The sequence below is a fragment of the Stutzerimonas sp. CXK-1 genome, from assembly GCF_057738225.1.
In genome coordinates this window covers 1,419,200-1,431,581 of the sequence record NZ_CM173217.1, presented here as the reverse complement: position 1 = coordinate 1,431,581, position 12,382 = coordinate 1,419,200, and the positions used below count along the sequence as shown (strand labels likewise).

Annotated in this window: 13 protein-coding genes; 6 read left to right on the top strand and 7 right to left on the bottom strand. The window is 64.9% G+C overall.

What is annotated here, in order from left to right; all coding sequences use genetic code 11:
- Position 1 precedes the first annotated feature (1 nt).
- The 5 genes from AC0KXH_RS06805 to AC0KXH_RS06785 form a co-directional block, all read right to left on the bottom strand.
- On the bottom strand, positions 2 to 430 hold the full coding sequence (locus AC0KXH_RS06805) for a hypothetical protein (protein ID WP_061338507.1): 429 nt from the start codon (positions 428 to 430) through the stop codon (positions 2 to 4).
- Between the two features lie 112 nt (positions 431 to 542).
- Complete coding sequence (locus tag AC0KXH_RS06800) at positions 543 to 1,664, bottom strand: MFS transporter (protein WP_437270849.1); 1,122 nt, start codon at positions 1,662 to 1,664, stop codon at positions 543 to 545.
- Positions 1,665 to 1,770: 106 nt separating this feature from the next.
- Entirely contained in the window at positions 1,771 to 2,577 is an 807-nt protein-coding gene (locus AC0KXH_RS06795) for an SDR family oxidoreductase (RefSeq protein ID WP_041106206.1), read from the bottom strand.
- A gap of 170 nt (positions 2,578 to 2,747) precedes the next feature.
- Positions 2,748 to 4,403: a cation acetate symporter gene (locus AC0KXH_RS06790; RefSeq protein WP_041106208.1), complete on the bottom strand. Its 1,656-nt coding sequence runs from the start codon at positions 4,401 to 4,403 to the stop codon at positions 2,748 to 2,750.
- A gap of 1 nt (position 4,404) precedes the next feature.
- On the bottom strand, positions 4,405 to 4,719 hold the full coding sequence (locus AC0KXH_RS06785; RefSeq protein WP_041106209.1) for a DUF485 domain-containing protein: 315 nt from the start codon (positions 4,717 to 4,719) through the stop codon (positions 4,405 to 4,407).
- 404 nt (positions 4,720 to 5,123) lie between these two features.
- Between AC0KXH_RS06785 and AC0KXH_RS06780 the strand changes: the two genes are divergently transcribed.
- Positions 5,124 to 6,713, top strand: coding sequence for a glycoside hydrolase family 17 protein (locus AC0KXH_RS06780; protein WP_488224389.1), 1,590 nt, complete (start codon positions 5,124 to 5,126; stop codon positions 6,711 to 6,713).
- On the opposite strand, the gene AC0KXH_RS06775 is transcribed toward AC0KXH_RS06780, so the two are convergent.
- Complete coding sequence (locus AC0KXH_RS06775; RefSeq protein WP_488224388.1) at positions 6,674 to 7,066, bottom strand: hypothetical protein; 393 nt, start codon at positions 7,064 to 7,066, stop codon at positions 6,674 to 6,676. The genes AC0KXH_RS06780 and AC0KXH_RS06775 overlap by 40 nt on opposite strands.
- 223 nt (positions 7,067 to 7,289) lie before the next feature.
- On the opposite strand from AC0KXH_RS06775, the gene AC0KXH_RS06770 reads away from it, so the two are divergent.
- Positions 7,290 to 8,582 carry an alpha/beta fold hydrolase family protein gene (locus AC0KXH_RS06770; protein WP_043219289.1) on the top strand — a complete coding sequence of 431 codons (1,293 nt, stop codon included), beginning with the start codon at positions 7,290 to 7,292 and terminating at the stop codon, positions 8,580 to 8,582.
- A complete protein-coding gene (locus tag AC0KXH_RS06765) occupies positions 8,575 to 9,345 on the top strand; it encodes an MlaA family lipoprotein (protein WP_234292952.1) in 771 nt (256 codons plus the stop codon). Before AC0KXH_RS06770 ends, AC0KXH_RS06765 begins: the two co-directional genes overlap by 8 nt.
- Before the next feature lie 4 nt (positions 9,346 to 9,349).
- Here AC0KXH_RS06765 and AC0KXH_RS06760 read toward each other — a convergent pair whose 3' ends face one another.
- Positions 9,350 to 10,279 carry a lipid A biosynthesis lauroyl acyltransferase gene (locus AC0KXH_RS06760; RefSeq protein WP_237145432.1) on the bottom strand — a complete coding sequence of 310 codons (930 nt, stop codon included), beginning with the start codon at positions 10,277 to 10,279 and terminating at the stop codon, positions 9,350 to 9,352.
- Between the two features lie 156 nt (positions 10,280 to 10,435).
- On the opposite strand from AC0KXH_RS06760, the gene minC reads away from it, so the two are divergent.
- The 3 genes from minC to minE all read left to right on the top strand — a co-directional run bounded on the left by minC (position 10,436) and on the right by minE (position 12,324).
- Positions 10,436 to 11,161, top strand: a complete 726-nt coding sequence (minC, locus tag AC0KXH_RS06755; protein WP_043219281.1) for a septum site-determining protein MinC — start codon at positions 10,436 to 10,438, stop codon at positions 11,159 to 11,161.
- A gap of 93 nt (positions 11,162 to 11,254) precedes the next feature.
- On the top strand, positions 11,255 to 12,070 hold the full coding sequence (gene minD, locus AC0KXH_RS06750; protein WP_041106220.1) for a septum site-determining protein MinD: 816 nt from the start codon (positions 11,255 to 11,257) through the stop codon (positions 12,068 to 12,070).
- Positions 12,067 to 12,324: a cell division topological specificity factor MinE gene (gene minE, locus AC0KXH_RS06745; RefSeq protein WP_041106222.1), complete on the top strand. Its 258-nt coding sequence runs from the start codon at positions 12,067 to 12,069 to the stop codon at positions 12,322 to 12,324. Before minD ends, minE begins: the two co-directional genes overlap by 4 nt.
- Positions 12,325 to 12,382 lie beyond the last annotated feature (58 nt).

The following is a 12,382-nucleotide window of genomic DNA, read 5'->3' as shown; positions in this document are numbered from 1 at the left end:
CTCAGCCCAGCAGGGCGCTCTCGCGCTCCCAGGCGCAGCGCAGGCGCATATCGCTGTGCTCCGGGCTGTGGCAGCCGCTGTCGGTCTCCCAACGAAAGGTGTGCGAGCCGTTCAGCTCGGTTTCCAGGTGCACCACGGCACTGCTCCAGTACAGGCGGCGCAACAGTTGCTCGAAGCGCTCCACCCAGAGCGACCACTCGTATTCGATGGCCGGATAGCTGGCGCCGAAGTGGATGATCTGCGTCTGGTAAAGGCCCTGCTCCGCCTGGCGGCAGAAGGAAAACATCTCGCGGCCAAGAAACGGCCAGGCTTCGCCGCGCGGCAGGGCCTCCAGCGCGACTCGGTTGCACTCACGGCGACGGCGGCACTCGTCGGGGTCGGCAGCCGGCCAATCGCGGATGCAGCCGTATACGATGGATTCGGACTCCAAGCGACAACTCCGATCAGGCCTGGGCGGGAACGGCCAGCTTTCTAGCACAGCGCGAGGCGGCGGTCATCCGGACTGAGGCGGGATATGAAGCAGGCCACAGCTCTGCCCCGCGCTAGTGCCGTGCACGCAGGCGCAGCGCCAGCACACTCATGCAGGCGGCCATCGCCGCCAGCACCAGAAAGGGTGTGCGGTAATCTCCCGCCAGATCACGCCCGAGGCCGCTGAGCACCGGAGACAGACAGGCCAGGCTGTAGCCGGTGCACAGCATCATCGCGGTCAGCCGACTGACCGCCAGCGGCGAGCCGGCCTCGTACATTGGCAGTACCAGCGCCAGCGAGAAGGTGCCGTTGAGCGCCACTCCGAGCAGCATGCACACTACGAGCGGCTGCCAGCCGGGACGCAAGGCGATTGCCGCCAGGCAGGCCGTGGCCAGCACGCCGCACCCGGCCATCAGCAGATGCCGGCGCCCGAAGCGCTGTGCCAGCCAGGGCATGGCGAAGGCGCTGGGCAGGCCGATCAGCATGAAGCCGCTGAAGAAGGCATTGCTTTGCAACAGGCTGAAGCCGGCCTCGTGATAACGCGCCACCAGCCAGGTCGCCAAGGCATAGAAGAGCCCCGCCTGCAGCGCGAAGTAGACGCTCACCAGCCAGGCACGCGGCTCGTGCCAGGGCAGCCCGGCGCGCTGCTCGGTGCCGGGCTCGGCGCGGCTGGGCAAGCGCATCCAGAGCAGCAGCGCCAGCAACGCGGGCAGCGCCCAGAAGGCCAGCCCGAGCGTCCAGCGTTCGCCGAGCAGCTGAGTGACCGGCGCAGTCAGTACCACGCCGAGGGTGCCGCCAATGGCCATGCTCAGCGAATACCAGGCGGCCGTCTGCCCGATCCGTTCGAGGAAGTGACGCTTGATGTAGCCCGACAGCAGCGGACCGGCGATGGCGATGCCGGTACCGACGACGGCCGCGCTGCCGATCAGCACGACCGGTTGTTCGGCTAAGAGGCGCAGGATCAGTGCGGCGGCGATGAGCAGCATGCACAGGGCGATGGCCCGCTCCAGCCCCCAGCGCACCGCCAGACGCGGCGCCAGCGGGGCCAGCAGGCCCATCAGCAGCACCGGCAATGCGGTCGTCAGGCTGACCACGCCGCGACCGAGCCCGAGCTCGGCGGCAATGCGTTCGATCAGTGGGGCGAAGGAAGTGATGCCAGGGCGAAGGTTGATGGCGGCCAGTACCAGAGCCAACATCAACACGGCGCGGGAAGGTTTGCTCACGATTTGCATGCCTGCTCAAGCCGGGGCAGGCAACCCTACCCCCGGGCGCGCCAAGCGGCAAGCATTCCCGACCGCTCGATCAGGTTTTTCCCTTGCTGCGCTTCTTCTCGGCCAGCAGCGCCATTTCCTCGTAGATGGCCTGCGGGTTCTGCTGCTTGAGCTTCCAGGCCATGCGTCCTTCTTCGTGCGGCAGAATCATGAAGGTTCCCTTGGCGATCTCCTGGTAGATGTACTCGGCGATGTCGGCCGCGGTGATCGGCGAGCCGGCCAGCAGCTTGGCCACCTGTTCCTTCATGTTCGGCGTCGGGCCGCGGAACGAGTCGAGCAGGTTGGTCTGGAAGAACGACGGGCATACCACATGCACCGCCACCTCCTGCTGCCGCAGCTCGACCAGCAGACTTTCGGAGAGCGCGACCACACCGGCCTTGGCGACGTTGTAGTTGCTCATTGCCGGAGCCTGCATCAGCGCGGCCATCGAAGCGATGTTGATCAGGCGCCCCTTGCTGCGCTGCAGCAGCGGCAGAAAGGCCTTGCAGCCCTTGACCACACCCATCAGGTTGATCGCGATCTGCCACTCCCAGTCTTCGAGCGATAGCTCCTCGAAGAACCCGCCCGAGGCAACGCCGGCGTTGTTGACCACTACATCGATGCCGCCGAGCTTTTCCTCGCAGGCCTGGGCCAGGGCGATGAGCTGGCTGTAATCACGCACGTCGCAGCGCTGGGTAAAGCCGTCCCCACCGGCATCGCGCACCATTGCCAGGGTCTCGGCAAGTCCTGCCTCGTTGACGTCCGAGAGTGCCAGGCGCCAGCCTTCACGCGCCCAGCGCAGGGCGATCTCGCGTCCCAGTCCCGAGCCTGCGCCCGTAATCATCATGCGGTTCTGCATCGTTCGCTGCCTTCTTGTTGTTTGCTCGCGGTGGGCCGGAGTCTAGCGAAAGTGCAGTGGGCGGCCGTCGACCATCAGGGCGATGAATGCCCCTGGCAAACCGTGCCGTCACCCCTGCCGCAGAACGAAAAAAGGCAGCCCGAAGGCTGCCTTTTTCATTACCGCTGCGGTCAGTGTGCAACTGCACCCGTCGCGCCCAGACCGGTCTGCGAACGCACGAACTGCGGGAAGAAGCGAGCACGCTCTTCCTCTGCCGCCTTGGACTTGTCGGTAACCGAGAAGAACCACAGGCCCGCGAACGACGCGATCATCGCGAACAGCGCCGGGTACTTGTACGGGAAGATCGCCTGCTCGAAGTGCAGTACGTCGACCCATACGGTCGGGCTGAGGATGGTCAGCAGCAGCGCGGTGATCAGACCCATCGCGCCGCCGAGCAGGGCGCCGCGGGTGGTCAGGTTCTTCCAGTACATGGAAAGGAACAGGATCGGGAAGTTGCAGCTGGCTGCCACGGAGAACGCCAGGCCCACCATGAAGGCGATGTTCTGCTTCTCGAAGGCGATGCCGAGCAGGATGGCGACCACACCCAGCGCCAGGGTGGTGCGCTTGGTGACCTTCATCTCGTCTTCCTCGCGCGCCTTGCCCTTCTTGATCACGCAGGCATAGAGGTCGTGCGCAACCGCCGAAGCGCCGGCCAGCGCCAGCCCGGCAACCACGGCCAGGATGGTGGCAAAGGCCACGGCGGAAATGAAGCCGAGGAAGAAGTTGCCGCCCACGGCCTTGGCCAGGTGGATTGCGACCATGTTGCTGCCGCCGACGATGGCGCCGGTGGCGTCCTTGAACTCCGGATTGGTCATCACCAGCAGGATCGCGCCGAAGCCGATGATGAAGGTCAGGATGTAGAAGTAGCCGATGAAGCCGGTGGCGTAGAACACGCTCTTGCGGGCTTCCTTGGCGTCACCCACGGTGAAGAAGCGCATCAGGATGTGCGGCAGACCAGCGGTGCCGAACATCAGCGCCAGGCCCAGGGAGATTGCCGAGATCGGGTCGGAAACCAGACCGCCGGGGCTCATGATCGCCTGCTTGTTCGGGTGCAGCGCGACGGCCTCGGCAAACAGACGGCTGAAGTCGAAGCCGACGTTGTACATCACCATCACCGCCATGAAGGTTGCGCCCGAGAGCAGCAGCACGGCCTTGATGATCTGTACCCAGGTGGTCGCCAGCATGCCGCCGAACATCACGTACATGACCATCAGCACGCCGACCATCACCACGGCGACCAGGTAATCGAGGCCGAACAGCAGCTGGATCAGCTTGCCGGCACCCACCATCTGGGCGATCAGATAGAAGGCCACGACGATCAGCGAACCGAACGCCGAGAGCACGCGGATCGGCGTCTGGCCGAGGCGATAGGACGCGACGTCGGAGAAGGTGAACTTGCCCAGGTTGCGCAGGCGCTCGGCCATCAGGAACAGGATCACCGGCCAGCCGACCAGGAAGCCGATCGAATAGATCAGGCCGTCATAGCCGCTGGTGAACACCAGTGCGGAAATACCGAGGAAGGATGCAGCCGACATGAAGTCGCCAGCGATCGCCAGGCCGTTCTGGAAGCCGGTGATGCTGCCGCCGGCGGTGTAGTAATCGGAGGTGGAGGTGTTGCGCTTGGCCGCCCACTTAGTGATGCCCATCGTGAAGATGATGAACACCACGAACATGCTGATAGCGGTCCAGTTGGTTGCCTGCTTCTGGACGTCGCCAGTCAGGGCATCGGCAAACAGCGCCGGAGAAGCTGCCAGCAGCGCGGCAGCGATCAGAAAACGGGCAATCATCTTATTTCTGGGCCTCTTTCAGGATTTCCTGAGTCATGCGGTCGAACTCACCGTTGGCGCGCTGTACGTAGACGCCGGTGAGCGCGAATGACAGGAAGATCAGCCCCAGACCGGCCGGGATGCCCCAGGTGGTCACGGAACCGGCGCTCAGGGGGGAGCCGAGCAGCTTGGGATCGAAAGCGATCACCAGGATGAAGGCGAAGTACGACGCGAGCATGATGACGGCCAGCGTCCAGGCGAAGCGGCCGCGCTTGGCAACCAGCTCTTGGAAGCGTGGGTCGGCATGGATCTGCCGGTAAACATTTTCATTGTTCATTGGATTGTCTCCACACGATCACAGGCCGCCCGATGGCGACCAGGCGGCTAATTTACGGTCGGCAAAGGCGATTTCCACCCGACTTTAGTCTGGCTGCATATCGCTGAAACGGCCGTTTCAGAGCCGCTCCAACATCCTGAAATATCTTGTAAGCCGCGGTGCGCGGGCCTTCCGTGCCAGCAGGCATGACTTTTGTCATGGCGCACGAACATGAATCCTGTGCATGAAAAAGTGACGAAGCGGGCCATACATCGGCACCGGCATGGCAGATGCAGCCCGATAACCACGGCGTGACATGGGTCACGGACTCAAGCGCCTCGCTGGCGCCATCGAGATAACGCCCTCCCCTGTCTGCCCGTTTGAGGCTCGGCTAAGATGCGCGCCCCGCTCAACGAGCCTTCGCAATGCACGCTTCCGCCCGTCGCCCACTCCTGCCGTTGTTGCTTGCCAGTGTCCTGGCGCTGTCCGCCATGGCGCTGTTCTGGTACCAGCAGGGCCGAGCCGTACCGCTGCCGGATCTGACCCGGGCCGGCAAGCTGCAGTGCGCGTCCTACAGTCCGTTCGATAAGGATCAGTCCCCCTTCGACCAGCCCTTGCGGCTGCGCCCGGAGCGCATCGACGCCGATCTGGCGCTGCTCGCCGAACGCTTCAGCTGCGTGCGAACCTATTCGATGGAGGGGCTCGAGGCAGTGCCCGAACTGGCTCGCAAGCACGGGCTGCGGCTGCTGCTGGGCGCCTGGGTGAGCCGTGACCCACAGGCCACGCGCCGCGAGATCGAGCAACTGATACGCACCACGCAGGCCAACGCCGACCTGGTGGATGCTGTGATCGTCGGCAACGAGGCACTGCTGCGCAAGGAAGTTACCGCCGGCCAGCTGGTCGCGCTGATCGAAGAGGTCAAGGCCGCCGTTGCGGTCCCGGTCACCTACGCCGACGTCTGGGAGTTCTGGCTGCGTCACCCTGAGGTGGCGCCGGCGGTGGATTTCCTGACCATCCACCTGCTGCCCTATTGGGAAGATGAACCGACCGGCATCGAGGACGCACTGCGACAGGTCGCCGAGGTTCGCCGGACGTTCGGCAATGCCTTCGCACCAAAGGATATTCTCATCGGCGAGACCGGCTGGCCGAGCGAAGGTCGCCAGCGCGAGACCGCCGTGCCAAGCCGCATCAACCAGGCGCTGTTCGTTCGCGGCTTCGTGCAGCTGGCCGAAGCCAATGGCTGGCGATACAACCTGATCGAGGCCTTCGACCAGCCATGGAAGCGCATCAGCGAAGGGGCCGTCGGCGGCTTTTGGGGGCTCTACGACGCTGACCGACAGGACAAGCACATCCTCGTCGGGCCGGTCAGCAACCTGCCGCACTGGCCGCTGTGGCTAGCCGGCGCGGCTGCGCTCTGGCTGCTCGCCCTGCTGGCGGCCGGCATTCCGGGCGACCGCCGTGCAGCCGTCAGCCTGCCCATCCTCGCGGCACTTGGCGCCTCCCTGGCGATGGCATTCGCCGAACTGGCGCTGGTAACCAGCCGCACGCTTGGCGAGGCGGCCTGGGCTGGCGCATTGATCGTCCTGAATCTGCTGGTGCTGCTGCACGCCGCGCTCGCTGCCGGCAGCCGACGGGGCTGGCGCGGGCATGCCTTCGCCTGGATCGAGGCACGCGCCGGCTGGCTGCTTCTGGCCGCAGGTTTCGCTGGCGCGGTGACCATGCTGGCGCTGGTGTTCGACGCCCGCTACCGGAGCTTCCCGAGTACCGCGCTGCTGCTGCCGGGACTGGTCTACACCCTGCGCCCAGCCGTCGCCGCGCGCCGCGAGCTAAGCCTGCTGGCCGCCCTGATCGCCGCCGGCATCGCACCGCAACTGTTGCAGGAAGGGCTGGACAACCAGCAGGCGCTGGCCTGGGCAGGGACTGCCGCGCTGCTGGTCGTGGCGCTGTGGCGCGGCATTCGTCGGGCGGCGGATCATCACCGCGCCGGGGCGCAACAATCGTCCGCGGCCGCCTGACGCCGCACCAGTCGCAAGCCGGCCAGTACCACCGCGAAGGCGGCCAGGCTCGCGCTGTAGAGCACCAGCGCGGCCACACCGCAGAACAGCGAAAACATCGCCAGCCAGCTGCCCAGCGGCCGGCGAATGAGGCTGGCGACCAGCGCACCGGCCAATGCCAACCAGGCGAGCAGGTGCCAATGGACGATCAGCCCAAGCGCCGCGCGCGCCTGGCAGGTGAGCTGTTCAGGCTGGGCCAGACAGCGCTCGAGCCAGGTGGCTTCCTCCATCAGGGCGAAGCGCGCCCAGTAGAGCGCCGCGAGCCACAGGCACAGCAGCAGGGAAACGGGCAGCAAGGCAGGTACGCGGCGCATCACGGGGCTCCACTCGGCGAGGCGGCACAGCATAGCGGGCGCGACGTCGCGCGCAAGCGGAGGCATGCTGGTTTGCCGCGGCGGGCTGCGGCATGCTCGCTGCCGTGCTAACAAAGTGCCGCTGCGCTGGTCTTACATCATCAGCCATCGCGCGTTCGCTTCCGTTCGTCGAACCAGGGGCTTCACGGTTCGCCCATTTGAAGAGCCGTGTCGGAGACCGACCATGCTGCAGCTGCTGCGCCTGATTCCCCTGCTGACCTTGCTGGCGCTACCAGCCCATGCGACGGATATCAGCGCCGAAGAATACGGCTTTCCGCTGGACAACCCGTTCGAGGCAACGATTGCCAGCACCCCTCTCGAACTGCGCGCCTCGGTACCGCTGGACGACGACATCGACCAGCGTGACTACAGCCTGCGGCTGCGCCCGGAGCGCGAGTTTTCCCTGCCGGACAATTTCTGGCCGGTCAAGCGCCTGGGTTACCGCCTGGCCCGCCAGGACGGCCCGGCACCGCTGATCTTCGTGATCTCGGGAACCGGCGCGCGCTACTCGGCCAGCAAGACCGAAGCGCTCAAGCGGCTCTTCTACGGGGCCGGCTTCCACGTCGTTCAGCTCTCCTCGCCGACCAGCTATGACTTCATGGCCGCGGCCTCGCGCTACGCCACGCCCGGGCTCAGCCGCGACGATGCGAAGGACCTCTATCGCGTCATGCAGGCCGTGCGTGCCCAGCAGCACGACCTGCCGGTGACCGACTTCTACCTGGTCGGCTATAGCCTCGGGGCGCTCAACGCCGCCTTTGTCAGCGAGCTCGACGAAACGCGTCAGAGCTTCAATTTCAAGCGCGTGCTGCTGATCAACCCGCCGGTCAACCTCTATACCTCGATCAGCAACCTGGACAAACTGGTCCAGACCCGGGTCAAGGGCGTCGACGACAACACCACCTTCTACGAGATGATCTTCGAGAAGCTCACCCGCTATTACCATCAGAAGGGCTATATCGACCTGAGCGATGCGCTACTCTACGACCTCCAGCAGTCGCCGCAGCGCATGACCGACGAGCAGATGGCAATGCTGATCGGCTCGGTATTTCGCCTTTCAGCGGCCGACATCACCTTTACCTCCGATCTGATCAATCGACGCGGCCTGATCACTCCGCCCGACTATCCGATCAACGAAGGCACCAGCCTGGAGCCGTTCTTCCGCCGCGCGATGCAGTGCAACTTCGACTGCTACATCACCGAGCAGCTGATTCCCATGTGGCGCGCTCAATATGACGGGGGCGGCCTGCCGCAACTGATCGATCAGGTCAGTCTCTACGCACTCGAGGACTATCTGCGCAGCAGCCGCAAGATCGCCGTGATGCACAACGCCGACGATCTCATTCTCGGCCCCGGCGACATCGGGTTTCTGCGCCGCACCTTTGGCGACCGGCTGATGCTGTATCCGCGCGGCGGCCACTGCGGCAACCTCAGTTACCGAGTCAATGCCAAAGACATGCTGGAGTTCATTCGTGGCTAGGTATCTATCGCTGCTGCTGGCAGCCCTGCTGAGTGGCGCCCTGCACGCCGAACCGCGCACGGTGGACGACGACGGCTTCACTCACCCGCTGCGTGAGCTGCGCTTCAACCCGGGGCTGGATCAGCGTGAATTCGAGCGTGCCACCTTCCAGGCGCTGGCGATCTACGATCCGTTCGAATCCTTCAACCGGCGTATGTACCACTTCAACTACCGGCTCGATCAGTGGGTGATGCTGCCGGTGGTGCGCGGCTACCAGTACGTCACGCCGCGCTTCGTACGCACCGGTGTGAGCAACTTCTTCAGCAACCTCGGCGAGGTGCCGACGCTGGCCAACAGCCTCCTGCAGCTCAAGGGCAAGCGGGCGATGAACGCCACGGCGCGGCTGCTGTTCAATACCATCCTCGGCGTCGGCGGTCTCTGGGATCCGGCCAGCCGCATGGGGCTGGTCCGCCAACCCGAGGACTTCGGCCAGACGCTCGGTCACTGGGGATTGCCGCGCGGTCCCTATCTGATCCTGCCGGCGCTGGGCCCGTCGAACCTGCGCGATGCCGCCGGGCTGGCAGTCGATTTCTCCCTCGAGCGGCAGGTCGACTACCTCAGCTATGCGCAGGCCAGCGGCGGCGAGTTCGGCATCACCGCACTGCGCCTGGTCGACATGCGCTACACCACCAGCTTTCGCTATGGCCAGCTGAACTCACCGTTCGAATACGAGCAGATTCGCTACGTCTACAGCCGCGCCCGCGAGCTGCAAGTCGCCGAGTGACGCCTCAGGCCCGGCGGTAGAGGCTCGCCTCGCCTTCCGGGCGCGTCTTGAACCGACGGTGCGCCCAGAGGTATTGCTCGGGCGTTGCGCTTACCACCTGCTCGACCCAACGATTGATGCGCAGGCAGTCGGCCTCCTCGCTCTCGCCCGGAAAATCCGCGAGCGGCGGATGGATCACCAGGCGATAGCCGGAGCCATCGGCCAGGCGTTCCTGAGTGAAGGGCAGCACCAGCGCGCGGCCGAGCCTGGCGAACTTGGTCGTGGCGGTGACCGTCGCGGCGGGGATGCCGAACAGCGGCACGAACAGGCTCTGCTTGCGGCCGTAGTCCTGGTCCGGCGCATACCAGATCGCACGGCCGGCACGCAGCACCTTCAGCATGCCGCGCACGTCTTCGCGTTCGATGGCCGACGCATCGAGGTTGTGCCGTTCACGGCCGCGACGCTGGATGTAGTCGAACAGCGGATTCTTGTGCTCGCGGTACATGCCGTCGATGGTATGCCGCTGGCCCAGCAGCGCCGCGCCGATCTCCAGCGTGGTGAAATGCAGCGCCATGAGGATGACGCCGCGTCCCTCGGCCTGGGCGGCCTGCAGGTGTTCGAGGCCCTCGATGTGGGCCAGGCGCTGAAGACGCGCGCGCGGCCACCACCAGCTCATGGCCATCTCGAAGAAGGCGATGCCGGTGGAAGCGAAGTTGTCCTTGAGCAAGCGCTCACGCGCGGCCTCATCCAGCGCCGGGAAGCACAGCTCGAGGTTGCGCCGGGCGATGCGGCGACGGGCCCCGGCCACTCGGTACATCAGTGCTCCGAGCACGCGCCCCAGGCGCAGCAACGCCGCGTAAGGCAACTGCACCAATAGCCACAACAGGCCAAGCCCGAGCCAGAGCAACCAGAACCGCGGGTGCAGGAAATAGGCGCGAAAACGGGGACGATCCATAACCACACTCGAACTGAACAAACCGCGCATTCTAGCGGCAAACCACGTGCAGGCCGACCCGCGACGCATGGCGTTCCGTCCGCCAGCCGGCCGGCGGCTTGCAGGCGGCGGCGCGCCCCGTTATAAGTCCTCGCCATTTACCGCAGCAGGCAGACCATGAGCCAAGCCGAACCTGATACCCAAGCCCCCGTTTTCCAGCTCAAGGGCAGCATGCTCGCCATCACCGTACTCGAACTGGTACGCAACGACCTGGACAATCTCGACCAGCAGCTTGCCGCCAAGGTCGAACAGGCACCGGACTTCTTCAACAACACGCCTCTGGTACTCGGCCTGGACAAGCTGCCGGAGGGCGGCCTGGAGGTGGATCTGCAGGCCCTCGTTGCGCTCTGCCGCAAGCACGGCCTGCTGACCCTTGCGGTGCGGACCGGTCAGGCCGCCTATATACAGGCGGCGGGTGTGCTCGACATTCCGGTGCTGCCGCCGTCCGGCGCACGCGAGCGCAAGCTCGACCTGGACAGCAAGACACCCACCAAGCCGAGCGAACCCCAGTACCGCCCGAGCCGCGTCGTGACCACGCCCATCCGTGGCGGCCAGCAGGTCTATGCCCAGGGCGGCGACCTGATCGTGATTGCCCCGGTCAGCCCCGGCGCGGAACTTCTCGCCGATGGCAACATCCATGTCTACGGTCCGCTTCGCGGCCGTGCCCTGGCCGGCATCAAGGGCGACACCAACGCCCGGATCTTCTGCCAGCAACTGGCCGCCGAACTGGTCTCGATCGCCGGCCATTACAAGGTCGCCGAAGACCTGCGGCGCGAGCCTTTATGGGCCGAAGCCGTGAAGATCGGGCTCGCTGGCGACGTGTTGAACATCACCCGCCTTTAACGGATACTGCCGCGAATTTTCCGCACCAAAAACCGGGCTATCCCGCGCCGATCGGCAGGCGGGCCCGACTATTCATATTTAGGGTGAATCACCTTGGCCAAGATCCTCGTAGTCACTTCCGGCAAGGGTGGCGTTGGTAAAACCACTACCAGTGCCGCCATCGGTACCGGCCTCGCTCTGCGTGGCCACAAGACCGTCGTGGTCGATTTCGACGTTGGTCTGCGCAACCTCGACCTGATCATGGGCTGCGAGCGCCGCGTGGTGTACGACTTCGTCAATGTCATCAATGGCGATGCGACCCTCGGCCAGGCGTTGATCAAGGACAAGCGCCTGGAGAATCTCTACGTGCTGGCCGCCAGCCAGACCCGCGACAAGGACGCGCTGACGCTCGAAGGCGTGGGCAAGGTCATCGACGAGCTGAGCCAGAACTTCGAATACGTGATCTGCGATTCGCCGGCCGGCATCGAAAAAGGTGCACACCTGGCCATGTACTTCGCCGACGAAGCCATCGTGGTGACCAACCCGGAAGTCTCCTCGGTGCGCGACTCCGACCGCATGCTGGGCCTGCTGGCCAGCAAGTCGCGCCGTGCGGAAAACGGCCAGGAGCCGATCCGCGAACACCTGCTGTTGACCCGCTACAACCCCGAGCGCGTGCACAAGGGCGAGATGCTCGGTGTCGAGGATGTCGAGGAAATCCTGTCGATCCGCCTGCTCGGCGTGATCCCCGAATCCCAAGCCGTGCTCAAGGCCTCCAACCAGGGCATCCCGGTCATCCTCGACGATCAGAGCGATGCCGGCCAGGCCTACAGCGATGCCGTCGACCGCCTGCTCGGCAAGGAAGTCCCGCACCGTTTCCTCGACATGAAGAAGCCGGGCTTTCTGCAACGACTGTTCGGAGGCCGAGAATGAACCTCTTCGACTTCTTTCGTGAACGCAAGAAGAAGGAAACGCCAGCCGCGATCGCGAAAGAGCGCCTGCAGATCATCGTCGCTCATGAACGTGGCCAGCGCACCCAGCCCGATTATCTGCCGGCCCTGCAGAAGGAGCTGGTCGAGGTGATTCGCAAGTACGTGAACATCGACAGCGATCAGGTACAGGTAGCGCTCGAAGACCAGGGCAGTTGCTCGATCCTAGAACTGAACATCACCCTGCCCGATCGCTGAGAGCCCATCCGCGATCTGGCCCTGCTGCGTTAGAAACAGGCTCGGAATGCTCATTTAC

Bases quoted from the DNA above. Each gene is read 5' to 3' on its own strand.
- minC (WP_043219281.1), top strand. From the start codon at position 10,436: ATGAGCCAAGCCGAACCTGATACCCAAGCCCCCGTTTTCCAGCTCAAG.
- AC0KXH_RS06795 (WP_041106206.1), bottom strand. From the start codon at position 2,577: ATGCAGAACCGCATGATGATTACGGGCGCAGGCTCGGGACTGGGACGC.
- AC0KXH_RS06800 (WP_437270849.1), bottom strand. From the start codon at position 1,664: ATGTTGGCTCTGGTACTGGCCGCCATCAACCTTCGCCCTGGCATCACT.
- AC0KXH_RS06770 (WP_043219289.1), top strand. From the start codon at position 7,290: ATGCTGCAGCTGCTGCGCCTGATTCCCCTGCTGACCTTGCTGGCGCTA.
- AC0KXH_RS06775 (WP_488224388.1), bottom strand. From the start codon at position 7,066: ATGCGCCGCGTACCTGCCTTGCTGCCCGTTTCCCTGCTGCTGTGCCTG.
- AC0KXH_RS06760 (WP_237145432.1), bottom strand. From the start codon at position 10,279: ATGGATCGTCCCCGTTTTCGCGCCTATTTCCTGCACCCGCGGTTCTGG.
- AC0KXH_RS06780 (WP_488224389.1), top strand. From the start codon at position 5,124: ATGCACGCTTCCGCCCGTCGCCCACTCCTGCCGTTGTTGCTTGCCAGT.
- minE (WP_041106222.1), top strand. From the start codon at position 12,067: ATGAACCTCTTCGACTTCTTTCGTGAACGCAAGAAGAAGGAAACGCCA.
- AC0KXH_RS06790 (WP_041106208.1), bottom strand. From the start codon at position 4,403: ATGATTGCCCGTTTTCTGATCGCTGCCGCGCTGCTGGCAGCTTCTCCG.
- AC0KXH_RS06785 (WP_041106209.1), bottom strand. From the start codon at position 4,719: ATGAACAATGAAAATGTTTACCGGCAGATCCATGCCGACCCACGCTTC.